We start from the raw sequence: 24,343 nt of genomic DNA, 5'->3' as shown, positions 1-24,343 counted from the left end.
AGGCGCGCGGCCGCCGCGGACGCGTCCGGCCTGGTCGGGGAGGGGCGTGTCGGCGACGCCGGTTTTCCATAGTGGTCATGCCCATGTTCGTCTGGCCGCGTCCGGGGAGTACCGGCGATGGGGACAAAGTACCCCCGCCGGCCGGTCGAGGCAACGGCCTTAGCCGGCTTGGCCGAAAGCCGCGCTCCCGATGGGCGGGCCTGGCGGAGGCAGTGGGGGGTGCCCGCTCACGGCGTGCGCGACGGCGCGGCCGCAGGCGAGCCTGTTGTTTTTTGGCGCAGCTCCATGTCCTTGCCGATGGCCGCCAGGAAGGATTGGGCCAGAATGTCGCCGCCGGCCACGGTGAAATGCACCTTGTCGTTGGCCCGGACCTTGATCTTCACGCCCTTTTCGTTGGGCAAAAAGGTCGAATAGTTGCCCTGGTCGTCGGCCAGGAGCGTCCAGGTGTCGAGGTAGCGGCTGGTGGAAAACCGGCCGCATTCGGCCTTGACGATGTCGTTCATGACCTCGGCCTGCTTGGCGTAGGGTGGATCGCCCATGATGGGCAGGCCGATCCAGTAGTTGCGCACGCCCCGTTCCTGCATGGCCTCGAGGAAGTTCTCGACACGCATGGAAAAGACCTCGGGCCAGGTCTTGTTGGGACTGCCGGCCGGCCGGGGTTTTTCGTTGAGGTTGATGTACTTGGCGTCGTTGGCCCCCATCATGACCACCACGACGTCGGGCTTGTATTTGTCGAGAAAGACGCGAAGCGCCTTGCCCCAGTCGTAGTACTTGGGGTTGGCCAGGCCGCTCGAGACTTTTCCTTCCTCGATGAGTTCGAGGTTGTCCAGTTCGGCCACGCTGCGCCGCAACGACAGGGACAGGCCGATGGCCAGGGAGTCGCCGACCACGAGCAGCTTGCGCGGCGCGGGCAGCTTGGCCGTGGCCAGGCTGGGCGCGCCCGGCTGTGTGATTGCCGTGCCGGTCGTGGCGGTCGCGGCGGCCGGCGTGGCCGGATGCGGTACCGCGGCCTCCGCCGGGGCCTGCTCGGTGTCCTCGGCGGCCAGGGACGGGCGCGGCGGGGCCAGGGCGGCCAGCAGGTCGTCGGTGTCCACGGCAATGTCGGGCTTGAGCACCGGCTGGTTGGGGTCGAGGCGGTTTTTGAGGGCCAGGGCCTCGGCCTCGGTGGCCGGGTCGTCGCGGCAGGCCAGGGAATTCTTGTAGGTTTCGTCGAAATAGGGGGCCAGGGCGCAGTCCAGGGACTTGGAGGCCGGGCCGAGGCCCGATGCGCGCCAGAGGTTACGGGCGCGCCGGACCTGCCGGGCCACGCTGGGGGCCGGGCCGTCGGCCAGATGGTCGTCGACCCAGATCGAGACCTTTTCGATGTTGGCCATGGCCGCGACGACCAGGGCGATCAGATATACGAGGCAGGCTTTTTTCCAACTCATGGGCCGTGGCTACGCTAACGGGTTTGATGCGGTGGCGGGGTTGGCCGACGGGGTCAGCGGGGCGTGGCCATGGCCGTGACGATGCGGTCCGTCAGCAGGCGGCAACCGGCCGTGGTGAAATGCACGCCATCCTTGCCGCGAAGGGAGATGGCCTTGCCGGAAACGGTTTTTTTGGCGCAAAACCGGCCCGAGGTGTCGGCGAAAAGGTCCCAGGACTCGATGAAACGGCACGAGGGCGCGCCGGTGCAGGCGGCGCGCATGGCCTCGTTGGTGGTCCAGGCCCGCTGGCTGAAGGCTTTCTCGCGCATGGGCGGCAGGCCGACCCAGTAGACCCGCACCCCGTGGCGGCCGGCGATGTCCAGGAACCGCCCGGCCTTGGCCGTGAAGTCCTGGGCCCATTGGGGCGTGCCCCGGCCGTTCTTGGCATCGTTGCCGCCAAGCATGACCACCAGGGCGTCGGGCTTCTCGGCCTCGAGGAATTCGGCCAGGGCCTTTTCCCAATCGTAGAACTGGGGCGAATTGAGCCCGCTGGAAACCTTGCCGCGCGGGAGCAGCGCGACGTCCCCGGGCCGGCCCATGGACTGGGGCAGGGTGAGCCCCAGGCCCACGGCGAAGGAATCCCCCACGAGCAGAATCTTGCGCGGCCTGGTGGCGGCATCGGCGGCGGGGCCGGGGGCGCGCAGGGCCGGGGTCGGGTCCGTTTTGCCCGAGTCCGTCTTGGCCGGGGCCGCCTTGCCCTGGTCCGTCTTGGCCGCGTCCGGCGGGGTTTGGCTTTTCTTGGCCAGGCAGGGCCCGGCCGCAAGGCACGAGAGGACCACAACCGTCAAGGATGCGGCCAGGAAGCGGGCGAGGTTCCGTATGCAGGGGTAACGCCGGGATGGCGGCGGGAAATGTCGCATCGATTCGAGCATAGTCCCGGGAGTTTGGTTTGTCCAGGAGGGGCAGGGCGACGTCAGGCGGCGGATTTCGGGCGCAAGCCGTCCCGGACGAAGCTGCGGGCCAGGGCCAGGCACAGCATGGCCTCGGTGGCCACCGTGGCCAGGGCCGCGCCCTTGGCGGCCAGCAGCGGGATCAACAGCAGGTTGAGGGCGATGTTGACCACGGCGGCGGCGATGGTGGCCACGGCGTAGGCCCGCTCCCGGCCCAGGGCCACCAGGGCCTGGGTGAGGACGTAGTTGGGCAGGATGAAGGGCAGCGAAGCCAGCAGCCAGGAAAGCAGGGGGATGGCCGCCACGTACTTGTCGCCAAAGGCCAGGGTGAGGATCCAGGGGCCAAGCAGCAAGCCCCCGGCCACGGCCGCCACGGACAGCCCGATCATGACGCCGAGCATGCGCCCAAACGACTGGCGAAACGCGGCCGTGTCCTGCAGGGAGACGCGCAGGCGCCGGAAAAAGATGTGGGCCAGGGGGGTGGCCAGCATGATCACGCCCTCGATGAGGCGGTAGGCGGCGGCGTAGTTGCCGACAATGGCCGGGTCGTCGGTGAGCTGGCGCAGCAGGATGACGTCGCAGCGGAAATAGATGGTGGTGGCGGCACTGATGCACAAAAAGGCGGCGCATGGCCCGTAGACCTCGCGGCTGGCGGTCAGCCGGGGCGGCAGGCGCAGGGCCCGGCCGAAGGGGGACAGCAGCGCCCCGGCCTGGCCGAGGAGCAGGCCGAGGAAGATCGCCGCCGTGCCCGCGCCGGGCAAAAGCAGGGCCGCCCCGGCGCCAAGGGCCGTGGCCGTGCGGCAGATGGCCCGCCACACGCCCTCGGCGGCGAAATTGTTGCGCCCCTTGAGCTGCGCCGAAACCAGGGCGGCGGCGGTGAAAAGGGCGTAGTAGCCCACGGCCGCCGCCAGGGACAGCCGGTCGGCGGCGGGAAAGCACAGGGTCAGCCCCAGGCCGAGAGCGGTCACCAGGCCCAGATGCCCCAGGGCCAGGGACAGCAGCCCCGGCCGCCCTTCCTTGGGGGCCAGGGCGGCCATGGCCGTTTCGCGGAAAATAAGCGTGGTGAAGCCGCCGTCCTGGAAAATGGCGAAGATCGAGGCCAGGGTCAGGATGTAGGAATACTGGCCGAACACCGCCGGCCCAAGCGCCCGGCCCAGCACGAAGGTCAGGCCCACGGACACGGCGGCGGCGTAGAGCGTGGCCGCCCACTGGCTGGTCAGGGCCTTGGCCAGGGCCCGGCTCATGGCGCGACCCGGCCGGTGGGCGCGGCCATGACGGACAGGATATGCGCCACCGCGGCGGGCAGGTCCCGGGCCAGGGCATGGGGCCAGCCCGGCCGGCGCGCGGCCGGGACCAGCAGCGGCCCGGCGAGCTCGGGCAAGCCGAGCTCCCGGGCGTGGCGCGCGCCGTGCCCCGTGGCCACCAGGATGGTCAGGGGCGAGCCGAAAGCCAGGCCGAAGGCGATGTCCGAGGCGGCGTCGCCGATCACGGCCGTTTCGGCCCCGACCAGGCCGTGGCGGTCGGCCAGGGCGGTAAAAAGGCCGGTGGCCGGTTTGCGGCAGGCGCAGCCCTCGGCCGGGGCATGGGGGCAAAAGGCCGTTTCCGTGAGGGTGACGCCGTGGGCCGCGAGCAGCGCGTCCACACGGGCCTGCACGGCCCGGTAGTCGGCCAGGCCGTAATAGCCCCGGCCGATGCCGGACTGGTTGGTGACGCCGAAAAGGCGCACCCCCGCCCGGGCCAGCCCGGCGAGTGCCTCGCCCGCGCCGGGAACCAGGGCCACGCCGTCGGGGTCGCTCAAATAGTGGCGTTCCTCGATGATGGTGCCGTCGCGGTCGAGCAGCACGTTGGTTATGGCTTGGGGCATCAGAAGTCGTCCTGGAGGGCCGGCAGGTAGGGCTGGGGCCGGGCGGAAAGGAACAGCGACAAGGGGGCGCCGCCGTTGTCCCGCAGGGTTACGGGAAACGTCGGGCTGTCCACGGGAAGGCCGGTGAAGGACGTGGTGTCGAGCACGGCCTCGATGCGCAGGCGCGTGTCGTCGCGCGACCACAGTTGCGCCCCGGGGCCGGACAGGTCGAAGCGCACGAAGCCGTTGGCAATGGGCCTCGGGAAGCGCAGCACCGAAACGCGCCGGACCATGAGCCCCTCCCACAACCCGGAACGGTTGCTGGTCAGCCTGTCCAGGGGCGTGAAATGCGTGCCGTCCGGCGAAAAGGATACGGTCACGGTGTTTTTCCCGGCCTTGTCGGCGAAGACCCGGGGATAGGACAGGATGCGCAGCAGCTTGATGGGAAAGGCGGAACTGAGCGGCACGGTCACCGAGCAGGGGCCGGGGTCCCGGCAGGACAGGCAGTCCTCGCCGTCGTTTTTGCGGATGTTAAACGACAGGGGGAAGGCCGCCAGGGCTTCGGCCTCGGCGTGGAAGCTCGGCTCGAAGCGCAGCACGCCGCTCTGGCGCTCCAGAAGGAGCGTCGACGGCGCCGGGGCCAGCACCGGCACGGGGACGGCCTTGTCGCCGATGGAAAGGCGCGGCCGGTTCAGTTCCCCCGTAAGCTTGACGGCGGCGAACTCCACCGGCGGCGCGGCGCCCAGGCGCAGGGTCGCCGGGTTGCCCTGGGCCAGGGCGAGATAGGGGTCGGCCAGGGCCGGGTCGTAGAAGAGGTAGGCCGGTTCGCCGCCGGGGCCGGGGATGGTGAACACCGGGCCCAGGCTCGGATATGCCGCCCGGAAGGCGGCCAGGCGGTCGTGGGGATTGGCCGGGCCCTGGGGGATGTCCGGGCCGGCCGGAAAAACATAGAGGGCATCGGCGTCGACCAGGGGCTCGTCCGGCCGCCAGGCTGCCAGGCTGTTGTTGGCGGCGGCGCGCCACAGCGCATCCTCGGCCGGGCCGGGGCCGGCCGGTCTGCCGGCCAGGTCGGCGCGGACCTCCAGGCGGGTGACCTCGATGACCCCGGGATTGAACACCGGGCCGTAAGCCAGGCGCAGGCGCAGTTGCCCGGCCCCGCCCGGCGGCAGGGCCACGGGGTAGTCGCGGCTGATGAAGCGGCGTTTTTCGTGATTGGCCGGGACGAGCCGGCCGTCCGGACCGCGAAAGCCCTCGCCGGTCAGCACGTCCAGTTCCGTCAGCGCGCCGTCGTCGGCGGCCAGGGACACGGTCACGCGGGAGTCGGAAGGCAGGTCGCCCAGGAAGGAGGCGGAAAATTCCAGGTGCACGGTCGCGCGGGCAAGCTGCGTGCCCGGGGCGGCGACGAAGCGGTAATCGGCCCGGCCGGGCTTGTCGTAGTCGTAGTGGGTGAGGGTATGGTAGCGGCTTTCGGGGCCGAGGTTTTCCGCGGCCTCGCAGTCGGCGTAGAAGTTGTAGGTGGTGAAGTCCTCGACATAGGCGGCCTTGCCGGCCGCATCGGGGAAAAGGACCACCGGGGCGGTGCTGACCAGGCCCATGGCCGAAACCACGGTGTCCTGGATGGTCACGCGTTTTTGCCCGGGAAAGGGCGTAGCCGGCGCCGTCAGGTCGCTTTGGATGAGGTGGAAGGCCCGCTTGTAGCCCTTGGCGGTAAACGACGAGAGCTTGTCGAAGACGCCGGGCAGGTACCAGTCGGTAACGAGCTTGGGGTTGCGGTTGCTCTGGAAGAACAGGTAGCGGATGTTGTTCTTGTTCCAGGCCAGGTAGTCGGCCAGTTCCTTGGAATAGGACGTCTCGCGGCGGTAGTAGCCGGGCAGGGAGCGCAGGTTGGGGATGCTCACCAGCAGGCAGGCCAGCAGGCCGGCCAGGGGCACGCCCCAGGCTGCCTGGGCCGGGGAAAGCCGCAGATGGCCAGCCAGGCGCTCCATGAGCCAGGCCGCACCGAGGCCGGCCAGGGCGAACAGGGCGTAGCAGGCGTTGAAGGCATAGCGCGAACTCAGTTCGAGCTGCATGCCGGCGGCCAGGAACGCCACGATGGGCATGGCGGCGTAGGCCGCAAACAGGGCCAGGCCGTCGCGCCATTTGGGCCGCCAGGCCACGGCCAGGCCGCCCAGGGCCAAAAGGGCCAGAGGCAGCCAGGGCAGCCCGCGCCGGGGCGCGGCATAGGCGCCGAATTCCGCAAGCGCCGTCAGCAGGAAATCGCCGGGCACCGACGGCGAGCCGCCGCCGGATTTGAGCAGGTCGAAAACGTTGCGGTAGGCGGGAAGCCACGGCAGGTAGCACAGCCCCACGAAGGCCACGCAGGCGGCCAGGGCCAGGCCCTTGCCCAGGGCCTGGCGCGGGGAAAGCTCTTTTTTCCCCAGGCCGCGCAGCAGGAACCAGGCCGTGAACACCCCTTCGGCGGCGATGTTGGAGGTGGCCGTGTAGGCGGTATAGCACATGGCCAGGGTGGCCAGGGCGTAGGCGGCGTAGCGCCTGGCGCCTCCCCGGGTCAGGGCCCGGTACAGGGCCAGAAACGAGAGCAGCCCCAGGAGCATGAACAGGCTGTAGGGCCGCAGCTCCCGGGAATAGTGCATCTGGTAGACGGAAAAGGCGGCCAGGGTGGCGGCGCACAGCCCGGCGGCGCGGCTGAAGACGGCGGCGGTCAGGGCGTAGAGCGCGGCGATGGAGGCCGTGCCGCAGGCGACGCTTACAAGCCGCAGCACGGCGTCGTCGCGGCTGACGGCCAGCACGGCATGGGTGAGCAGATGGTACAGCGGCGGAAAGAACTCGCCGCCGATGTCGGAAGGCCCGATCACCGTCAGGGTGTGGAGCATGCGGGACACGGGCAGTTTGGCGATGCCAAGCGTTATGAACTCGTCCCACCACAGCGACGGCTCGCCCAGGTGCAGCAGGCGCAGGACGGCTGCGGCCACGAGCAGCAGGCCGAGCACGGTCGTATACAGGCGGCGGGTGTCGTTTGTTGGCATGGGGGGTGCGGCTTCCTGCGGCATACGCGAAGGCCAAGGCCATTTAGCCAAGCTTTGGCGGGAAGACAAGGGTTGCGGTGGCACGGGCACCGTCCGGGTGGCCCCGGCCTGCGCCTGGGTCAGAAGGGCCAGGAGCCGTCGAGCGCATGGCGCGGGCATCGTCCGGGTGGCCCCGGCTTGCGGCCCGTCGTTCAGCCCGCGCCAACGGCCGCGTCCGCTCCGGTCGTCTCGGCCAGTATGCCCCCGGCCAGGACGCGGCCGGCGGCGTCATAAAGCACGGCCACCTGGCCGGGCGTGGGCCGGGTGACCGGTTCGTCGAAGGCGATGGCCAGCATCCCCTCGGCGACCGTAGCCAGGGCGGGCCGGGGACGCATGCGGTAGCAGGTCTGGGCCAGGACCGTTTCGGGCCAGCGCGCGGGCGGGACAAGGCAGTTGGGGGCCACCGCCCGGCAACATTGGGTGAAAAGCAGGTTTTTGGGGCCGACGCGCAAGGCGTTTCGGGCCGCGTCCTTGGCCAGGACGTAGAGCGGTTCGCGCCAGCCGACACCCAGGCCCTTGCGCTGGCCGATGGTGTGGCGCCACAGGCCCTGGTGGGTGCCCAGCCGTGTGCCGTCCGGCAACAGGATGGGGCCGGGGCCGGAGAGCGTGGCGCCGCTTGCCGCCAGGTAGGCGCGGTAGTCGTCGCCGGGTACGAAACAGACCTCGCGGGATTCCCGGGGCAGGGGCGGCGCCAGGCCCAGGGCGGCCAGGGCGTCCGGATTGTCGGTCTTTTTCCTGCCGGCCAGGGGAAAGACGACCCGGGCCAGGGCGTCCTTGGCGACCAGGGACAGGAAGTAGCTCTGGTCGCGCGTAACGTCCGCGCCGCGAAAAAGGGCCGGGCCGTCGTCGGCCGTGTCCAGCCGGGCGTAGTGGCCGGTGGCCAGCCGGTCGGCGCCGAGGCTACGGGCGGTATCCAGGAGCAGGCCGAACTTCATGTCCCGGTTGCAGGCGGCACAGGGGTTGGGCGTTTCCCCGGCGGCGTAGGCAGCGATAAAGGGTGCGATGACGCGGGCCGCAAACGCCTGCGACAGGTCGACGGCCGCAAACGGCACGCCGAGGCGGTCGCACTGGGCGGCGATGGCCGCGGCCAGCGTCAGGCGCGCCGCATCGGGCGGCAGGAAATGGGCATGCAGTCCCAGGACCTCGTGCCCGGCCCGCCGCAGCAGCCCCAGGGCCAGCAGGCTGTCCGATCCCCCGGACAGGGCCACGGCGATGGTCATGATCGCATGCCCGGCAGCGTTGCGAGACTGCGCAGTGACGTCATGGCCCCCCCTTTCCCCCTTTCGGGAGGTCCAGGAAGGGCAGTGCCCCTCCTGGCCGCCGGAGGCATCTTCTCTTCCTTTACGCGAGCCCGGCCGGTTGCGGCAGTTTGGGCAGGGCGTTGCCGAGGACTTTGGCCGTGCGCAGGATGGCCGTTTCGTCGAAGGCCGGGCCGAAGAGCTGCATGCCGATGGGCAGGCCCGAGTCCTTGCCCAGGCCCACGGGCATGGACAGGCCGGGCAGGCCGGCGAGGTTTAAGGAAATCGTAAAGATGTCGCTTAAGTACATTTGCAGCGGATCGCCGGACATCTTGCCGATGGGGAAGGCGGCGAAGGGCGAGGTCGGGCCGCAGACCACGTCGCATTTGGAATAGGCGTCGAGGAAGTCCTGGCGGATCAGGCGCCGGACCTGGGCGGCCTTGCGGTAGTAGGCGTCGTAGTAGCCGGCCGAGAGCACGTAGGTGCCGATGATGATGCGTCGGCGCACCTCGGCGCCGAAGCCTTCGGAGCGCGAGAGTTCGTAGAGTTCCTCCAGGGTCTTGGCCTGGGGGGCGCGGCGGCCGTAGCGCACGCCGTCGAAGCGGGCCAGGTTGGAGGAAGCCTCGGCCATGGCCACGATGTAGTAGGTGGCCACGGCGTAGGGGGTGTGGGGCAGCGAAACGGGCACGACCGTGGCGCCGAGGGCCTTGGCCGTGTCCATGGCCTGCCTGCACGCCTCGCGCACTTCGTCGTCCACGCCCTCGCCCCAGTATTCGTCGGGCAGGCCGATGGTCAGGCCGGAAAGGTCGGCGGCGCCGGCGATTGCCTTTTCGAAGTCCGGGACCTCGCGCGGGGCCGAGGTGGAATCCTTGGCATCGTGGCCGGAAATGACGGTGAGCATGGCGGCGGCGTCGTCGGCGGTGCGGGCCAGGGGGCCGATCTGGTCGAGGCTCGAGCCGTAGGCGACCAGGCCGTAGCGGGAGACGCGGCCGTAGGTGGGCTTGATGCCGACCGTGCCGCAGAAGGCGGCGGGCTGGCGGATGGAGCCGCCGGTGTCGGTGCCAAGGGCGGCGAAGCACTGGCCGGCGGCCACGGCCGCGGCCGAGCCGCCAGAGGAGCCGCCGGGGACGCGGGAAAGGTCCCAGGGGTTGGCCGTGATCTGGTAGGCGGAATTTTCCGTGGACGAGCCCATGGCGAATTCGTCCAGGTTGGCCTTGCCGAGGATGACGGCGCCGGCGTCCTTGAGCTTGCGGATGCATGCGGCGTCGTAGAAGGGCACGAAATTTTCGAGGATTTTGGAGGCGCAGGTGGTGGGGGCGTCGGCGACGCAGATGGCGTCCTTGACGAGTATGGGCACGCCCCACAGGCGTTTGGCCGGGTCGGGTCCGGCGGCGTCCAGGGCCTTGGCCGTCTTCAGGGCCTTTGCGGCTTGCAAATGCAAGATGGCCTTGATCTTGGGTTCCGTCGCCTCGATGCGGTCCAGGCAGGCGGCCACGGCCTCCTCGGCCTTGATGTCGCCGGCGGCCAGCTTGTCGCGGACTTCGGTCAGGGTCAGGGAAACGATGTCGGACATGGTGCTTCCTTTGCAGCTTACTGGCTGGTCGCGGCGTAGGCGTCCAGGACGGCCATGACCCGGGTCAAGGCCTCGAGGATCGCGTCCTCGTTGTCGCTTACGGCAATGGTGATGGTGTATTTTCCGTTATAAGCGTGGCCCAGATGCGAGAGCGCTTCCTCAACCCCGCTTTTGAGCTTCGGATACGGGGAAAGGTACTCGGTGTAAAACTGGAGCGACGGTCCCGCCGGCTTGCAGAACGCGTAGCTGATCTGTTTGCCGTGGAGCGAAAACCTCAAGGAAAAGTTCGTCACTCCCGGCTCGGCCGCATGTCCGTTTTGCTGGGCCAAGCCGACGATCTTCTCGAAAACCCCCTTGCGGGGAAAGCCGCTGAGTTGGGCTTCGATGTTCGCATACTTCTTTTTGACCGTCGCCTTGTTGGCTTGCGCGCTTTCGGTCTGGCCGATAACCCGGGGCACGAAGGCCTTGAAGTGTTGCCCGGCATTCACGAACTGCTTGAGCTCCACGCCAAGCACCTCGACGTCGGCCATCTTGGCATTGAGAAATTCGATGATGCGCCGCAATTCCCGGGGGATGGCATCGGAGACGAACAACAGGCGCAGGACACCCTTGGCCAGGTTGTCGTCCACCGTTTCCCAGAAGATGTCTTGTTCGTCGCCGGGGAGCGCCTCGCCCGCCTGGAGCAGTCCGCCCAAGGCCTCGGACAGGGAGCGCCCGGCGGCGGCGGCCGTTTCCTCGGCCAGGGCCCGCATCTTGCCCCGGGGCCAATATTCCATGCCGTTGGCGGCATAATCGAGCATCTGGGCCACGACATCCCGGCGAAGCCTCGGGTCGCCCGAGCGCTTGCACTCGACCAGCGTCGGCACGCCATCCTGATCGACGAACAAATGGTCTATGCTCCAGAAATCGCCGCCGTCCGGCTCGCACGGCACGCCGGCCTCGCGTTTGACGAGCAGCCAGCGCCGGGGGTTGTCCTGGTCGATTTGGTCGCCCGGCAGCAGTTCCGGCGTCGTGGCCAGATGCGCCTGCAGGACATGCTCGGCGTCGTAGGCGCACTCCTCCATGGGGAAAAGCTGGGAGGCCTCATCGCCTATGAGAAATATCCTGGACTTTTGCATGTGGCCTGCCCGTGCGGCTGCCGCAACGACAGGCGCCGTCGGCCGCCCGTCACCGCAAGGGAACGGGGGCCGACGGCGCCACCATTACACGATCTTGGGGACGATGAAGAACTGCCCGTCCGTGGCCGGGGCGTTGGCCAGGATCTGGTCGCGGGGAAAGGTCTTTTTCGCCGCGTCCTCGCGCAGGGGGGTGGCATGCAGGACCGGGCTGTAGAGCGGTTCCACGCCGGCCGTGTCCACGGCGCCGAGGGTCTCCATGTAGGCCAGGATGCCGTCCATCTGGGCGGCGAACCCGGCCAGGGCGTCCTCCTCCAGGCGCAGGCGGGCCAGTTCGGCCACCTTGGCCACTTCTTCGGGGCGTATGGGCATAGTCTGTAGTTCCTTGGCGGTTAGGAAACGGAAAGGGCCTGCTTGTGGGCCGGCACCGGAATCAGCGGCGCGGGCTGCTGCTCGGGCAGGGGCTTGGCCGGCTGGGGCGCGAGAGGCTGGGCCGGGGCCGGCTGGGCCGGTTGGCTCGGCTGCGCCGGCGCGGGCTGGGCCGGGGCCGGATTGGGCGAATAGGACTGCTCGTTTTCCGGAGCGGGATTCTCCAGGGCCTTTTGCCGGATGGCGTTGAGGCGTTGGCGGAAGCCCTCGGGATCGAGCAGCACCGGCCCGGCCACGGACGGCCGAAACAGGTACATGGCCACATGGGCCTTGCCGTCGGGCGAATAGGACAAGGGCGCCATGCTGAAATCCATGCCCGTGGCCGCCTGGGCCAGCCGGGAACTGACGTCCTGGGGCGGCGACCCCTGGGGCAGCCTGCCCACGCGGGCGGCGAAGCGGGCGAAATCGTAGCCCACGGCCTCCCACAGGTCGGCATGTTCGGTCCCGGTGCCACGCATGGCCGCGATCAGGTCCTGGGTGGCCTTGCCCTGGTTTTCCGGCCACCAGGCGCCGGGGCACACGGCCAGGCGGTAGTTGTTGATGTTAATCGGCGTCTTGGCGGCGGCGGCCCGGTAGAGGGCCTCGGTCCACAGCTGCGGCCCGAGGATGAGCAGGTCCTCGATCTTGTTGCGGAAGAAATTGGCCAGCACCTTGTCGGCCCGGGCCCATTCGTCGGGGATGAAGACCGCGCCGAAACCGGGGCGGCCGCCGCCGGTCTTGAGCATCTCGAGCACCGTGGCGTCCCAGCCCGTGGCGTCCTGGGGCGAATAGACGCCCGTGGCCGTGACCTGGCCGCCGCGCTGCCCCACGGCCAGGGCAAAAGCCTCGCCCATGGACTGGCCGTAGCGGTCGCCCGGGCGCAGGATGCCGAACTGGTTGATGCCGTAATCGGCCAGCGACAGGCGCAGCAGCGCGTCGATCTCGTCGGCGGCGCTGGGGAAAAAGCGCCAGGCGTCCACGCCCTCCCGGGCCTCGCCCAGGGTGGACATGAAGGCCAGAAACACCCGGGACTGGAGCAGGCCCGTGGATTGCAGTTCCTTGAGCGTCAGCGGGTGCATGGGCCCGCCGACCAGGGAGACCTCGGGCGGCAGGTTGCGCACGGAATCGACCCAGCCGGGCTGGGTGGCGTCGATGACGATGACCTCCAAGGGTGTGCCGGCGGCGGCCAGGGCGTCCTGGGCAGCCTTGACGCCCTTTTGCACCTTGCCGCCCAGCTCCCGGAAGGGGCCGCCCAGTGGCAGCAGCAGGGCCACGGTATTTTGGGCCACGGGCTTGGGCGGCGGCGTGGGGGCCACGGGCTGGGGCGGGGTTTCCGGCGGGGCCGGCGGTGGCGGCGGGGCCGGGGCGGGGGCGAACAGGCCGCCGCAGCCGGTCAGGGCGGCCAGGGCGAAACACAGGAGCAGACTCGCGATCAGGCGAGGGGTATTGCGGCGTATACTAGTCATGGCCTGCATGGACGAACCGGGTTTGGCGGCCGGGCCGCCGTGCCTAAGGGCGTAAAAAAGCCTGACCCGCCTCGGGGACGGGTCAGGCTTTTCGTTACGCGCGATTGGCCGCGAAGGCAAGTCCGCGGCGGCGCGCCTTATTTCACTTCGGTGTAGTCGGCGTCGACCACGTCCTCGTCGGCCCCGGCCTTGCCGGCCGCGCCCGGGCCACCCGGGGCGCCGGTCGGCCCGCCCTGGGCGCCGCCGGCCTCGGCCTTTTGCTGGTAGAGCTTCTCGGCCAGCTTGTGCGAGGCCTGGGACAGGTCATCGGTGGCCCGCTTGATGGCCTCGGCGTCCTCGCCCTTGAGGATGTCCTTGAGGTGGTTGAGCTTGGACTCGATCTCGCCGCGCGTGGCCGGGTCGACTTTCTCGCCGAGTTCGTTCAGGGACTTCTCGGTGGTGTAGACCAGCGTGTCGGCGTGGTTGCGGGCCTCGATGAGGGCCTGCTTGCGCTTGTCGTCCTCGGCGTGGGACTCGGCGTCCTTGATGAGCTTTTGGATGTCCGATTCCGACAGGCCCGAGGAGGCCGTGATGCGGATGGACTGCTCCTTGCCGGTGCCGGTGTCCTTGGCCGAGACGTTGACGATGCCGTTGGCGTCGATGTCGAAGGTGACCTCGATCTGCGGGATGCCGCGGGCCGCCGGCGGCAGGCCGGTCAGCTCGAAGCGCCCCAGCGTCATGTTGTCGCCGGCCATGGGCCGCTCGCCCTGGAGCACGTGGATGGACACCGAGGGCTGGTTGTCGGCCGCCGTGGTGAAGACCTGGCTCTTGCGGGTCGGGATGGTGGTGTTGCGGTCGATGAGCTTGGTAAAAACGCCGCCAAGGGTCTCGATGCCCAGCGACAGCGGGGTCACGTCGAGCAGCAGCACGTCCTTGACGTCGCCGGCCAGGATGCCGCCCTGGATGGCCGCGCCCATGGCCACGACCTCGTCGGGGTTGACCGAGCGGTTGGGCTCCTTGCCGAAGAACTCCTGGACCGTCTTCTGGACCAGGGGCATGCGGGTCATGCCGCCGACGAGCACGACCTCGTCGATCTCGGCGGCCTTGAGGCCGGCGTCGGCCAGGGCCTTGCGGCAGGGCTCGACGGTGCGCTGGACCAGGTCGTGGACCAGCGATTCCAGCTTGCCCCGGGTGAGTTTGACCATCATGTGCTTGGGGCCGGAGGCGTCGGCCGTGATAAACGGCAGGTTGACCTCGGTCTCCATGGCCGTGGACAGTTCCTTTTTCGCCTTCTCGCCGGCTTCCTTGAGGCGCTGCAGGGCCATGCGGTCCTGGGCCAGGTCGATGCCGGTCTCTTTCTTGAATTCCTCGACCAGGTAGTTGATGACGCGCTGGTCGAAGTCCTCGCCGCCGAGGAACGTGTCGCCGTTGGTGGCCCGGACCTCGACGACGTTGTCGCCGACTTCCAGGATGGAGATGTCGAAGGTGCCGCCGCCGAGGTCGAAGACGGCGATCTTCTCGTTGGATTTCTTGTCGAAGCCGTAGGCCAGGGAGGCGGCCGTGGGCTCGTTGATGATGCGCTTGACCTCGAGGCCGGCGATGCGGCCGGCGTCCTTGGTGGCCTGGCGCTGGGCGTCGTTGAAGTAGGCCGGCACGGTGATGACGGCTTCGGTCACGGTCTCGCCGAGGTAGGCTTCGGCGTCCTTTTTGAGCTTGCCGAGGATGATGGCCGAGATTTCGGCCGGGCTGTACTTCTTGCCCTCGACCTCGACATAGGCGTCGCCGCCGGTGCCCTCGACGATCTTATAGGGGCAATGGGCCAGCCATTTGCCGACTTCCGGGGCGTCGAAGCGGCGGCCCATGAGGCGCTTGATGGCGAAGATGGTGCGCTCGGGGTTGGTCACGGCCTGGCGTTTGGCGATTTCGCCCACCAGCCGCTCCTTGGTAAAGGCCACGATGGACGGGGTGGTGCGGCCGCCTTCGGGGTTGGTGACGCACTTCGGGTCCTTGCCCTCCATGACGTAGACGCAGGAGTTGGTGGTCCCGAGGTCGATCCCGATTATCTTACCCATGATAGCCTTTCCTCCTTGGGGGTTCCGGTATGCTGTCCCGCCGCGTCGGGCGGATGTTTTCGTGGGGACAGGTGGACATATAAGGCCCGGTTTTCACGAGTAAAGGGGGTTTTGGCGAAAAAAACGCCCCTTTTTGCCCGTTTTCCCCGTCCCTAGGCCGTCCCGGCCTTGTTGACCATCACCTTGGCCGGCCGCAGCAGACGACCGCGCAGGGTGAAGCCCTTCTGGACCACCTGGGCCACGGCGTCGTCGGGCAGGCCGGGGTTGGCGGCCATGCCCAGGGCCTCGTGGGTCTCCGGGGAAAACGGCTCGCCGACCTGGCCGAATTCCGTCACGCCGTGGCGGGACAGGATGTCCACGAAGGCCTTGCGGGTCATGTCCACGCCGACCACGAAGTCCTTGCAGGCGGCCAGCCCCTTGCCGTGGGCCAGGGCCAGGTCGAGGTGGTCGAGCACGGGCAAAAGCTCGGCCACCAGGGACTCGGTGGCGTACTTCTGGAAATCCTCTTTTTCCTTGAGCAGGCGTTTTTTGAGGTTTTCCGTCTCGGCCAGGCTGCGCAGCCGGCGGTCGGCCTCGGCGGCCAGTTCGGCGCGCAGGCGGTCGATTTCCTCTTCCGGGGTCGCGGGCGCGTCCGGGGCCTGGCCAGGGGTTTCGATGTCGTCGCGTTTTTCGTCAGGGGCCATGCATCCTCCACGTCTGTCGCGCCGGGCGTGAAAAAAGGCCGGCCGGGGCCGGGCCTGCCTGGCACGCGGTGCTTGTCGCGTTAAAAATGCCGGTCGAGAAGCCGGGTCAGGGCATCGGCCGTGCAGTTCACCACGGGCACGAGCTTGGCGTAGTCCATGCGCAGGGGGCCGATGACGCCGATGGCCCCCAGGGGCACACAGCCCGTGCCGTAGGGCGCGGTGATCACGCCGAGTTCCGCCAGGGCGGCCTGATCCGATTCGCCGCCGATGGTTATGACCGTTTTAAGTTCGTTTGCCGTTTTGTCCAGGAGATGGAGAAGGATCGTGCGTTCTTCGAGCACGCGCATCAGTTCGCGCATGTGCTCGGCGTCGGTGAATTCAGGCTGGGACAAAATGTTGGGCGTGCCGTCGACAAAGACCTCGACGGCCGGTTCGCGTTCCTGTTCCACGGCGCAGCGGGCCATGGTCAGGGCCCGGCGGCACAGGGCGCTTAAGGACTGCCGGGCCTGCTCCAACTCGGCCACCAGGCGCAGCCGGGCCTCGGCCACGGTCATGTCCGTGAACAGGTCGTTCAAATAGTTGGCGTAATACACCAGGTCGTCGGCCGTGACCTCGGGGTCGGCCTCGATGACACGGGTGCGCACCAGCCCGCCTTGCAGCACCAGCAGCACCATGACCAGGCCGGGGTTTAAAAGCGAAAAGTCGATGCGCTTCCACCGGGCGGACGATTCCTTGGGCACCACGACCATGGCCACCTGCAGGGACAGGCCGGCCAGCAGCCGCGAGGCCCGGCGCAGCATGTCGCCGACCTCGAGCCCGGCCATGGACAGGCCGTCGGCGATGCGCCGGCGTTCGGCCTCGGGCACTTCGGCCGGGCGCATGACCGTGTCCAGGTAGAAGCGGAAGGCTTTCGCCGTGGGCACGCGGCCGGCCGAGGTATGGGGCTGGGCCAGGTAGCCGGATTCGGTCAGGTCGGCCATGATGTTGCGGATGGAAGCCGGCGAGAGCCCAAGCAGGCTCTGCTTGGACACGGTGCGCGAACCGACCGGCGCGGCCGAGGCGATGTAGGCCTCGATGATGGTGGTCAGGACTTCCCGTTCCCGGTCCGGCAGCGACATGATGCGACCTCGTTTGGCACTCCACGAAAAAGAGTGCCAAACGGGTAACAACCGAACCCGGGCGTGTCAAGGGCGGCGACGGAAAATTGCTTAAAAAATCATGAAATCACAGTGTGTTATATCTTGTCCGGGGCAGGGGCGGCCTTCCGTGCTCCGGACGCCGGACACGGACCGGCCGCGCATCCGGGGGGGCAAGCTGGCGGATGGCAACGCAATGACCGCCACCACGGGCCGCAACCACGCGGCGCCGCCGCCCTAATCCTGGCCGGGCACCAGTACCGGATAGCCGGGGTTTTCCGGGGCCGCCGCCGTGGCCGGCCGGGACGGCGCGCGCTCCAGGTCGGCCCACAAGGCCACGAAGTCGCGCCGGGCTTGTGCTTCGCTTGGCCGGGTGTCGCGCATGAGCCAGGAATCGGCCACGGCCAGGCGCAGGCCGTCCATGGCCCGGCTTACGGTGTCGGACAGGCAGGCCGGCACGGCCAGGCGCGGCAGGATGTGGCGCAGCTCCGTCAGGGCGGAGGCAGGGCCGTAGAGGGCGTCTTTCTGTAAAGCGGCGTGGGCGATCGCCGCGTAATAGCAGAGAAAGGCGGGAAAAAGCACATAGAGAACCGACTTGTGCAAGCGCATGACAGACTCCGGCAGTAGGGCAGCGGCCACAAGGCCGCCGCCGGTTGCGGATGTTTTTGACCCATGCGTATCGCGATGCGGGCGGCCCGTCTCTACGGACGATACGCATAGGGCCGTTGGATTGCTCCGGTCTTTATTCTAACGACGAGCACCGGGCTGGGCGGAACCGCTTGGCAAACCGGTCACAACGCCGATGATCCTATCATCTGATGTTTGGTGGCCATAAAAAAAGACAGGCTCGATCACGCACCCTCCAAGGCCCGGGCGTCATTGGTGGTGCGGTCCAGGGCTTCCATGGCAAAGGCCACGGCCTTGTCCGGGTCCTTGGCGGCGATGGCTTCGAGCAGGCCGATATGGATGCGGTCCTGGTATTGATTGACGCCGCGATCGGCGATGAGGCTGTCGAGAAAATCCTGAAAAACCATGCAGAAGCTGCGGTAGAGGTCGGCGAGCAGGCCGTTGCCGCTGGCCGCGGCCACGGCCGAATGGAAGGCGATGTCGGCTGCGACGTAGCCGTGGGTGTCGCCGGCGGCCATGGCGGCGCGCTTGTTGTCCAGGCACTCGCGCATGGCCTCGATGTCGCCGGAGGTCCTGTTCAGGGCAGCCAGGCGGGCCGTTTCCACCTCGATGATGCGGCGCACCTCGCGGATTTCCTCGGCCTTGGCCCGGCGCAGGCGGTATTCCAGGGGCTCGTGGCCCGAGGTGCGGTCCAGGACGTAGGTGCCGTCGCCCTGGCGAACCTCCAGCAGGCCGGCGGACACCAGCACGCGGATGGCCTCGCGCACGGTGGAGCGGCCCACGCCCAGTTGGGCCATGAGCGTCGGCTCGGTGGGAATCTTGGTCCCGGGCGCGAAAATGCCCAGCGAGATCTTTTCCTGGATCTGCTGGATAACCAAGTCGCCGAGTTTACGGGGGCGCACGGGAATGAGTCGGGACGGCATCATCTGATGATCTCCTCAATGACCATAGGCGGCCGACCCGGCCCTGTCAAGAGGGCGATGGCGATCAGTGGGCCGATGGCGATCGGGGCCTGGGGCCGCCCCTCACGGCTGTCGATGGCCGGTGGCGGGGAATCGGAAGCCTGCCTGAAAATCGTCCCGATCCGGGCGGGAGAAGAGGGGGCGATGCGACATCCAGGGACGCAGAAGGGGCGTATGCCGGAAAATGCCGATGGTCAGGGGCGCGGGCATGTTCTGCGGGCCGCCGCCCCTTGCGACCGCGGCGTGGTGTGCGGGACCGGCCCGGGCAAGTGCCCGGCCGGGGCCATCGGCTTTGGCCGCAAGCCGCGCGAGGCGGGAAATAAGGTGGACTAGCCGGAGGCGGACACGGCCAGGGTCAGGCCGTTGTATTGGACCGTGGCCGTGAAAAAGGTGGTCGTGTCCGTCAGGGCCAAGCCGGCCTTGACCGCGTCGTAGCGGGCGGCGTCGTCGGCGAAGAGGTCGACGGAGTGGCTGGTCAGGTAGGAGGCCGGGTCGCTGATCAGGGCGGCCAGGTCCAGGCCCGATGACAGGCTCGTTTCGCCCGTTTCCACGGTGATGGTCAGCCCGGCCGTTTGGGTGCCCAGGGAATTGGTGAAATCCGAGGCGTCGGCGAAATTGGTGATCCGGCCGTCGGTGGTCCAGGCGCCGTCGCCGGAAAGCCCCAGCGACCCGAAGGTCACGGCGGTGTAGGCGGTCGCGTCCGTATCCGGGTGTGCGGCCATGTAGGCCTGGGCGGCGGCGCCGCCGAGGCTGTGGCCGGTCACGTAGACCTGGCTTATGCCCAAAGCCGAAACTGCCGTGTCGAAGGCCGCCACCCCGTCGGCCAGCAGGTCGTAATAGCCATTGGTATCGAGCCAGTAGACGGCGTCCCGGCTGGCCTCGTAGGCGCTTATCCCGTCGAGGGAATAGTCGATGTCGTCGGTGCCGCGAAAGGCGACGATGGCCACGGGTTCGCCGTTGACGACGGTGGTCCAGGCGTCGAAGGCGGCGTTGCCGGCGATGTAGGTGCCGCTGCCGCTGCCCGTGAGGTCGAGCTGGGTAAGCCCCGCCGCCTCGAGGCCGGACACGAGGCTGGCGTCGTCGCGGTAGGCGGCGTCGGAAACCACGGCCAGCACGGTTTCCAGGTTGGCCGCGGTCAGGGGGACGGTGGTCCAGGTGCCGGTCGTTTCAGCCACGCCGGGCTCCGACAGCAGGGCTATAGTACATGGCAAAACGGTACGCCGGGTTCGGCCGGGGCGTCAATGGCGCGTGGGGCGGGACGAAGCCGCGTTACGCGAAAAAAATGAGCTCTCCGTCGGCGACAGCGGCCCTGGCCCGACCTGGCTGGGGCCGATTCCGGTTCGCCCGGCCGGCGGCCTTCAGGCCACGCGCACCATGGTGCGGCGCATGACCTCGGCCGGCTGGACCTCGACCACCTGGCCGTCGTGGTAGCTGACCACGTCGCCGCCGAAAAAGGCCACGTCGGCCGGGTCGTGGGTGACCATGACCAGGGGGATGTCCAGGCGGCTCAGGATGCCGGCCAGCTCCACCCGCACCCGCTGGCGCAGGGGGATGTCCAGGGCCGAGAAGGGTTCGTCGAGGAGCAGGGCGCCCGGTTCGCTGACCAGGGCACGGGCCAGGGCCACCCGCTGGCGCTGGCCCCCGGAGATGCGCGAGGGGCGCGACTTGGCCAGGCCGGCGATGCCGAACAGTTCCATGATGGAGGCCACCCGTTCGCGGCTGGCGGCCGGGAGCTTGCCGAAAAGCGGGGTCAGGCCGAAGGCGACGTTTTGCTCCACCGTCAGGTGGGGAAACAGGGCGTAGTCCTGGAACAGGTAGCCGATGCGGCGGTCACGGGGGGGCAGGAAGATGTTGGCCTGGCTGTCGCACAGCACCCGGCCGTCCAGGGTGATGCTGCCGGAGTCGGGCCGCATGAGCCCGGCGATGGCCCGCAGGGTGAGCGTCTTGCCCGAGCCCGAGGGGCCAAACAGCACCACCCTATTGTCCGTGGTGGAAAAGACGGAATGGAGATGGAAATCCCGGGTCGCGCTACGGTAGCACTTCTTGATGTCGATGGTGATGCGCATGGGGGCAGCCGCGCTCCGTGGTTTCGGGACCCGGCCAAAGGCGGCGCGGGCCCCGGGGCAAGGCGTGGTTAGGGCTTCTTGAAGCCGAACTTGGCCAGGATGGCCTGGCCCGTGGGGCCGGTGACATAGGACACGAACGTGGCGGCGGCCTTCTTGTCGGAAGCGGTGGCGGCCACGGCGATGGGGTAGATGACCGGGGCTTCCACGGGCACCTCGGAAATGACCTTGACCTTGTCGCCGCCCTGCTTGGCGTCGGTGGCGTAGACGAAGCCGGCGTCCACCTCGCCGCGCGACAGGTAGTCCAGCACCTGGCGGACGGATTCGGCCATGACGAACTTGGCCGACAGGGCGTCCCACTGGCCGAGCTTGGTCAGGGCGGCCTTGCTGTAGCGGCCCACGGGCACGGAGTCGGGGTTGCCGATGGCGATGCGCTTGGCCGAGGCGGCGGCCAGGCTGGTGAGGTCCTTGATTTTCGCCGGATTGTCGGCCGGCACGGCCAGGACCAGGTCGTTGCGCACGAAGTTGACCCGGGTCGGCACGTCGACGAGCTTTTTCTCCACGGCCTGGTCCATGGTCTTCTGGTCGGCCGAGGCGAACACGTCCACCGGGGCGCCTTTTTCCATCTGGGAGAGCAAGGTGCCCGAGGCGGCGAAGTTGTACACGATGTTGATGCCGGGATGGTCCTTGGCGAAGTCGGCCTTGATGGCATTGAAGGCGTCGGTGAGGCTGGCGGCGGCGGACACGGTCAGGTCGGCGGCCTGGGCCGGCAGGGCCATGACCAGCACGGCGGCCAGGGCGAACAGGATTTTTTTCATTTTCGGCATCCTCCTTGTCAGGCTTTGGGTTTGATGATCTTGGCCACGACCACGAGCAGGGTCACGCACACCACGGAGATCAACAGCACCAGCTCGTTGGCCAGGTCGTCGTTTCCGGCCTGGGTGGCGCTGTAGACCGCCAGGGACAGGGTCTGCGTCTTGCCCGGCAGGTTGCCGGCGACCATGAGCGTGGCCCCGAATTCCCCCATGGCCCGGGCCAGGGCCAGCATGACGCCGGCGAGAAGCCCCCGCATGGCCAACGGCATGGACACCCGGAAGAAGATGGCCAGCTCCGAGGCGCCAAGCGTCCTGGCCGCGTTTTCCAGGTTCTCGTCCACGCCCTCGAAGGCCGCCCGGGCCGAGCGGTAGACCAGGGGAAAGGCCACCACCGCCGCGGCGATCACCGCCCCCTCCCAGGTGAACATGATGCTTATGCCGAAGGTGTCCCAGAGGTAGGACCCGAACACGCCCCGGCGGCCAAGCAGCACGATGATGTAGTAGCCGAGCACCGTCGGCGGCAGCACCATGGGCAGCGTCAGGACGGCGTCCACCAGGTCGCGTCCGGGAAAGGCCCGCACCCGGGCCAGCCTGGCCATGGCCACGGCCGGCGCCGCGGCCAGGGCCGTGGCCAGGGTCGAAACCTTCAGCGTCAGCAACAGCGGCGGCAGGGCAGCGGCGTCAAGCATGGGCGTTTTCTCTCATGGCCGCAAGGCGCGTGGAGGATTGGAAACACGGGGCGTGGCCGGCCGCGTCAATTCAGACTGCCGAAAGGATAAGGAAAGGTTGGCGTTCTGTATAGAGTATCACGGTTTTTACTGGACACGTGCCAGTCGTCGTTCCGTCCCGGACCCGACGGTATGGTAGGCCATGCGCCCTATTGCGTTTCGGGTGTGGGCGCATGCCTGGCCGGGCCTCAGCGGTTGCGCGTTTTTTCCGTGGGGACCGCCACCGCAACGGCGACGGCGGTGCGGGGCCGGCCGGCGAGGATACGCAGCAGGATGGCGAGCATGAAAACCTCCTTGGTTGGCTGGGCGCAAGCAAGAGCGATGCCGGCGCGAGGCCGCGTATGGGCTCGCAGGGCAATGCGGGCACGGAGGGCGGGCCTGGCAAGGCGCCACGCGGGAAAATACCCGGGCGCGAGCCGCGCCGGCCTGGCGGGCTGGTGCGGAAACTGGCCGGGAAACGCCAAAAATGCAGGGCGGGAAACATTTTTGTAGCCACCGGCCGTGCGCGCGCCTTCGCGGCCCGTGGCCGTACCGTCAACCCGTCAGTCGAGCACGGACAGGGCGGCCAGGATGTAGGCGTCCAGGGCCGATCGGGCGGCCGGGGGCAGGTTGCGGAATTTGAGTCCGACCTCCAGGCGGCGGCCCGAGGCGGCTACCCGGACGACGGCGCAGGCCAGGCCGGACGCCTCGTCGGCGTCAAAAAGTTCGCAATGGACCTGCGCCGTGTCGTCGACCCGCACCAAGGGTGGGGTGTTGTCGAGGACCGCCGAGAACTGGCAGCCCGACAGGCTCAAGTCCATGAGCATGCCGGCCAGGACGCTCTCCCCGAAACGGGCCCGGCCGGGGATGCAGCAGGAGATGCGCCGGTGCCGGCGCAGGTCGTGGGATTCCAGGCTGCCCGGATAGGTCAGGAAAATCAGGGGAAACGGCACCTGGATCCACTTGATCACCCGGGAGGAGAAGCCCACCACCGTGCCTTCGTGCAGGTAGCGGGCAATGACGGCCGCATCGGGATACAGCAGCTGGTAGAGGGCTTCGCGTCCGGCTTCGGGCAAGTGCGGCATCTGGGCGATGACGAACCGGCCGCGGGAATGGCCCACGCAGTGGGTCGGCAGCTTGTCCTCGAGGCCGGCCACTTCGAGGATCATCCGGGTGCCGGGCGGGCAGTGCAGGCTCTCGGTGGGGGCGCTCATGGGATGTGGTCAATGGAGGCGGTGATGTCCGGCAAGGGGAGGGCGTCGTCCCGGTCCGGCTCGCCGGCGCGCAGGCCCGACAGGAAGCGTTGGGCATGGGCGAAATCCGGGCGGAGGGCCAGGGCCCGTTCCAGGTGGCCCATGGCGCCGGCCGGGTCGCCGGCCTCGGCCTTGGCCCGGGCGATGTTGAAATGGAGGTTTTCGTCCGTGTCGTTGCGCGCGAGGGCCTTTTCGTAAAAGGCCACGGCCTCGGCGAATTTCTGTTCCTTGCGCAGGCTGATGGCGAACTCGTTGAACAGGTGGCGTTCCTGCTCCGTGAAAAGGACATCGATGTCGAAGATGCGGCGCAAGGCGGCGGCGAGCTTTTTCCCGTCGCCTTTTTGCAGGGAGATGTTGCCCAGGGCGATGTTGGCCTTGGGGTGTTTTTCGTCCAGGAGCAGTGCCTTTATGAATTCCTTTTCCGCCGCGTCCAGGTCGCCCTCGGCCAGGAGCCGGTCGGCCTGGGCGATCTTTTTTTTGAGCGATTCGATAAACGGCAGGCAGCGTTTCTCGTAGTAGCCGGACTGCGGCTGGTAGGCGGCCAGGAACTCCCCCCGGGTGACGGGCGCAACCGGGCCGGAGGGAATGGAGTTGGCGTTGAGGGCCTGGACGAAGTATTCGCCTTCGGGGCTGCGGCGCACGAACCAGTAGGTCTTTTGGTCATGGCCGCGACTGGTGGTGCCCTGCCCGATCTGTGTTTGTCGGACCATGGAATAGACGCCGAGTATGCGGCAGTCCTCCATGGCCGGCAGTTGCACGCTGGTCTGTTCGCCATCGGTGGCGGCGGATGCTTGGGGCATGGTTGGCGGTATGACGCCCACCGGAAACGAGCGTGGAGCGATGGGTTGGGGTTGTCCCCGGCCTGAAGCGCTTCGTGAGCGGCCTGATGACCGGGGCGCGGTTGGAGCCGCACGCAATCTGCCGGACTATTTACATCGAAACGGCGCCAGCGTCAAAAGCCCGTGAACGTCTCCGCAGCCAC

22 protein-coding genes are annotated in these 24,343 nt (G+C 68.4%); 1 reads left to right on the top strand and 21 read right to left on the bottom strand.

Features of this window, described 5'->3' with window-relative positions:
- Positions 1 to 227 precede the first annotated feature (227 nt).
- The 15 genes from ACP59X_RS13920 to ACP59X_RS13850 form a co-directional block, all read right to left on the bottom strand.
- On the bottom strand, positions 228 to 1,427 hold the full coding sequence (locus ACP59X_RS13920) for an SGNH/GDSL hydrolase family protein (RefSeq protein ID WP_428559328.1): 1,200 nt from the start codon (positions 1,425 to 1,427) through the stop codon (positions 228 to 230).
- A gap of 53 nt (positions 1,428 to 1,480) precedes the next feature.
- The gene (locus ACP59X_RS13915) at positions 1,481 to 2,245 is read right to left on the bottom strand and encodes an SGNH/GDSL hydrolase family protein (RefSeq protein ID WP_428569901.1); all 765 of its coding nucleotides are present in this window, start codon (positions 2,243 to 2,245) and stop codon (positions 1,481 to 1,483) included.
- A gap of 134 nt (positions 2,246 to 2,379) precedes the next feature.
- Positions 2,380 to 3,600: an oligosaccharide flippase family protein gene (locus ACP59X_RS13910; protein WP_428559326.1), complete on the bottom strand. Its 1,221-nt coding sequence runs from the start codon at positions 3,598 to 3,600 to the stop codon at positions 2,380 to 2,382.
- Positions 3,597 to 4,220: a D-glycero-alpha-D-manno-heptose-1,7-bisphosphate 7-phosphatase gene (locus tag ACP59X_RS13905; protein WP_428559324.1), complete on the bottom strand. Its 624-nt coding sequence runs from the start codon at positions 4,218 to 4,220 to the stop codon at positions 3,597 to 3,599. Before ACP59X_RS13905 ends, ACP59X_RS13910 begins: the two co-directional genes overlap by 4 nt.
- Positions 4,220 to 7,225, bottom strand: coding sequence for a glycosyltransferase family 39 protein (locus tag ACP59X_RS13900; protein ID WP_428559321.1), 3,006 nt, complete (start codon positions 7,223 to 7,225; stop codon positions 4,220 to 4,222). Before ACP59X_RS13900 ends, ACP59X_RS13905 begins: the two co-directional genes overlap by 1 nt.
- Positions 7,226 to 7,416: 191 nt before the next feature.
- Positions 7,417 to 8,484, bottom strand: coding sequence for a tRNA 2-thiouridine(34) synthase MnmA (mnmA, locus tag ACP59X_RS13895; protein WP_428559319.1), 1,068 nt, complete (start codon positions 8,482 to 8,484; stop codon positions 7,417 to 7,419).
- 121 nt (positions 8,485 to 8,605) lie between these two features.
- Positions 8,606 to 10,075: an Asp-tRNA(Asn)/Glu-tRNA(Gln) amidotransferase subunit GatA gene (gene gatA / locus ACP59X_RS13890; protein WP_428559317.1), complete on the bottom strand. Its 1,470-nt coding sequence runs from the start codon at positions 10,073 to 10,075 to the stop codon at positions 8,606 to 8,608.
- A gap of 17 nt (positions 10,076 to 10,092) precedes the next feature.
- Complete coding sequence (locus ACP59X_RS13885; RefSeq protein WP_428559315.1) at positions 10,093 to 11,193, bottom strand: hypothetical protein; 1,101 nt, start codon at positions 11,191 to 11,193, stop codon at positions 10,093 to 10,095.
- An 84-nt stretch (positions 11,194 to 11,277) separates the two neighbouring features.
- Positions 11,278 to 11,562 carry an Asp-tRNA(Asn)/Glu-tRNA(Gln) amidotransferase subunit GatC gene (gatC, locus tag ACP59X_RS13880; protein WP_428559313.1) on the bottom strand — a complete coding sequence of 95 codons (285 nt, stop codon included), beginning with the start codon at positions 11,560 to 11,562 and terminating at the stop codon, positions 11,278 to 11,280.
- 20 nt (positions 11,563 to 11,582) lie between these two features.
- Positions 11,583 to 13,064 carry a penicillin-binding protein activator gene (locus ACP59X_RS13875; protein WP_428559311.1) on the bottom strand — a complete coding sequence of 494 codons (1,482 nt, stop codon included), beginning with the start codon at positions 13,062 to 13,064 and terminating at the stop codon, positions 11,583 to 11,585.
- A 137-nt stretch (positions 13,065 to 13,201) separates the two neighbouring features.
- Positions 13,202 to 15,115, bottom strand: coding sequence for a molecular chaperone DnaK (gene dnaK / locus ACP59X_RS13870; protein WP_428559309.1), 1,914 nt, complete (start codon positions 15,113 to 15,115; stop codon positions 13,202 to 13,204).
- 152 nt (positions 15,116 to 15,267) lie between these two features.
- Positions 15,268 to 15,798 (bottom strand): nucleotide exchange factor GrpE, encoded by a 531-nt coding sequence (locus tag ACP59X_RS13865; protein WP_428559307.1) that lies wholly within the window; start codon positions 15,796 to 15,798, stop codon positions 15,268 to 15,270.
- Positions 15,799 to 15,878: 80 nt separating this feature from the next.
- The gene (hrcA, locus tag ACP59X_RS13860) at positions 15,879 to 16,916 is read right to left on the bottom strand and encodes a heat-inducible transcriptional repressor HrcA (RefSeq protein WP_428559304.1); all 1,038 of its coding nucleotides are present in this window, start codon (positions 16,914 to 16,916) and stop codon (positions 15,879 to 15,881) included.
- A 255-nt stretch (positions 16,917 to 17,171) separates the two neighbouring features.
- Positions 17,172 to 17,543 (bottom strand): hypothetical protein, encoded by a 372-nt coding sequence (locus ACP59X_RS13855; RefSeq protein WP_428559302.1) that lies wholly within the window; start codon positions 17,541 to 17,543, stop codon positions 17,172 to 17,174.
- 242 nt (positions 17,544 to 17,785) lie between these two features.
- Positions 17,786 to 18,487: a FadR/GntR family transcriptional regulator gene (locus ACP59X_RS13850; protein WP_428559299.1), complete on the bottom strand. Its 702-nt coding sequence runs from the start codon at positions 18,485 to 18,487 to the stop codon at positions 17,786 to 17,788.
- A 210-nt stretch (positions 18,488 to 18,697) separates the two neighbouring features.
- On the opposite strand from ACP59X_RS13850, the gene ACP59X_RS13845 reads away from it, so the two are divergent.
- Complete coding sequence (locus tag ACP59X_RS13845) at positions 18,698 to 18,856, top strand: hypothetical protein (RefSeq protein ID WP_428559297.1); 159 nt, start codon at positions 18,698 to 18,700, stop codon at positions 18,854 to 18,856.
- Here ACP59X_RS13845 and ACP59X_RS13840 read toward each other — a convergent pair.
- The 6 genes from ACP59X_RS13840 to ACP59X_RS13815 form a co-directional block, all read right to left on the bottom strand.
- Positions 18,853 to 19,698 carry an alpha/beta hydrolase family protein gene (locus ACP59X_RS13840; protein WP_428559295.1) on the bottom strand — a complete coding sequence of 282 codons (846 nt, stop codon included), beginning with the start codon at positions 19,696 to 19,698 and terminating at the stop codon, positions 18,853 to 18,855. The genes ACP59X_RS13845 and ACP59X_RS13840 overlap by 4 nt on opposite strands.
- A 183-nt stretch (positions 19,699 to 19,881) precedes the next feature.
- Positions 19,882 to 20,589, bottom strand: a complete 708-nt coding sequence (locus ACP59X_RS13835; protein WP_428559293.1) for an ABC transporter ATP-binding protein — start codon at positions 20,587 to 20,589, stop codon at positions 19,882 to 19,884.
- A 68-nt stretch (positions 20,590 to 20,657) separates the two neighbouring features.
- On the bottom strand, positions 20,658 to 21,404 hold the full coding sequence (gene modA / locus ACP59X_RS13830) for a molybdate ABC transporter substrate-binding protein (RefSeq protein WP_428559291.1): 747 nt from the start codon (positions 21,402 to 21,404) through the stop codon (positions 20,658 to 20,660).
- A gap of 17 nt (positions 21,405 to 21,421) precedes the next feature.
- Positions 21,422 to 22,090, bottom strand: coding sequence for a molybdate ABC transporter permease subunit (gene modB, locus ACP59X_RS13825; protein WP_428559289.1), 669 nt, complete (start codon positions 22,088 to 22,090; stop codon positions 21,422 to 21,424).
- A 581-nt stretch (positions 22,091 to 22,671) separates the two neighbouring features.
- Entirely contained in the window at positions 22,672 to 23,322 is a 651-nt protein-coding gene (locus ACP59X_RS13820) for a flagellar brake protein (RefSeq protein ID WP_428559287.1), read from the bottom strand.
- Positions 23,319 to 24,161, bottom strand: a complete 843-nt coding sequence (locus ACP59X_RS13815; RefSeq protein WP_428559284.1) for a tetratricopeptide repeat protein — start codon at positions 24,159 to 24,161, stop codon at positions 23,319 to 23,321. The genes ACP59X_RS13820 and ACP59X_RS13815 overlap by 4 nt, the downstream gene beginning before the upstream one ends.
- Positions 24,162 to 24,343: the final 182 nt, after the last annotated feature.

Origin of the sequence: Solidesulfovibrio sp. DCME (assembly GCF_049995385.1) — a bacterium.
Classification (GTDB): Bacteria; Desulfobacterota; Desulfovibrionia; order Desulfovibrionales; family Desulfovibrionaceae; genus Solidesulfovibrio.
This window is presented reverse-complemented; position numbering and strand designations above follow the sequence as displayed.

Excerpts from the sequence above, each read along its gene's own strand:
- ACP59X_RS13920 (WP_428559328.1), bottom strand. The coding sequence starts at position 1,427 with ATGAGTTGGAAAAAAGCCTGCCTCGTATATCTGATCGCCCTGGTCGTC.
- ACP59X_RS13910 (WP_428559326.1), bottom strand. The coding sequence starts at position 3,600 with ATGAGCCGGGCCCTGGCCAAGGCCCTGACCAGCCAGTGGGCGGCCACG.
- ACP59X_RS13905 (WP_428559324.1), bottom strand. The coding sequence starts at position 4,220 with ATGCCCCAAGCCATAACCAACGTGCTGCTCGACCGCGACGGCACCATC.
- ACP59X_RS13900 (WP_428559321.1), bottom strand. The coding sequence starts at position 7,225 with ATGCCAACAAACGACACCCGCCGCCTGTATACGACCGTGCTCGGCCTG.
- mnmA (WP_428559319.1), bottom strand. The coding sequence starts at position 8,484 with ATGACCATCGCCGTGGCCCTGTCCGGGGGATCGGACAGCCTGCTGGCC.
- gatA (WP_428559317.1), bottom strand. The coding sequence starts at position 10,075 with ATGTCCGACATCGTTTCCCTGACCCTGACCGAAGTCCGCGACAAGCTG.
- ACP59X_RS13885 (WP_428559315.1), bottom strand. The coding sequence starts at position 11,193 with ATGCAAAAGTCCAGGATATTTCTCATAGGCGATGAGGCCTCCCAGCTT.
- gatC (WP_428559313.1), bottom strand. The coding sequence starts at position 11,562 with ATGCCCATACGCCCCGAAGAAGTGGCCAAGGTGGCCGAACTGGCCCGC.
- ACP59X_RS13875 (WP_428559311.1), bottom strand. The coding sequence starts at position 13,064 with ATGACTAGTATACGCCGCAATACCCCTCGCCTGATCGCGAGTCTGCTC.
- dnaK (WP_428559309.1), bottom strand. The coding sequence starts at position 15,115 with ATGGGTAAGATAATCGGGATCGACCTCGGGACCACCAACTCCTGCGTC.
- ACP59X_RS13865 (WP_428559307.1), bottom strand. The coding sequence starts at position 15,798 with ATGGCCCCTGACGAAAAACGCGACGACATCGAAACCCCTGGCCAGGCC.
- hrcA (WP_428559304.1), bottom strand. The coding sequence starts at position 16,916 with ATGTCGCTGCCGGACCGGGAACGGGAAGTCCTGACCACCATCATCGAG.
- ACP59X_RS13855 (WP_428559302.1), bottom strand. The coding sequence starts at position 17,543 with ATGCGCTTGCACAAGTCGGTTCTCTATGTGCTTTTTCCCGCCTTTCTC.
- ACP59X_RS13850 (WP_428559299.1), bottom strand. The coding sequence starts at position 18,487 with ATGATGCCGTCCCGACTCATTCCCGTGCGCCCCCGTAAACTCGGCGAC.
- ACP59X_RS13845 (WP_428559297.1), top strand. The coding sequence starts at position 18,698 with ATGCCGGAAAATGCCGATGGTCAGGGGCGCGGGCATGTTCTGCGGGCC.
- ACP59X_RS13835 (WP_428559293.1), bottom strand. The coding sequence starts at position 20,589 with ATGCGCATCACCATCGACATCAAGAAGTGCTACCGTAGCGCGACCCGG.
- modA (WP_428559291.1), bottom strand. The coding sequence starts at position 21,404 with ATGAAAAAAATCCTGTTCGCCCTGGCCGCCGTGCTGGTCATGGCCCTG.
- modB (WP_428559289.1), bottom strand. The coding sequence starts at position 22,090 with ATGCTTGACGCCGCTGCCCTGCCGCCGCTGTTGCTGACGCTGAAGGTT.
- ACP59X_RS13820 (WP_428559287.1), bottom strand. The coding sequence starts at position 23,322 with ATGAGCGCCCCCACCGAGAGCCTGCACTGCCCGCCCGGCACCCGGATG.
- ACP59X_RS13815 (WP_428559284.1), bottom strand. The coding sequence starts at position 24,161 with ATGCCCCAAGCATCCGCCGCCACCGATGGCGAACAGACCAGCGTGCAA.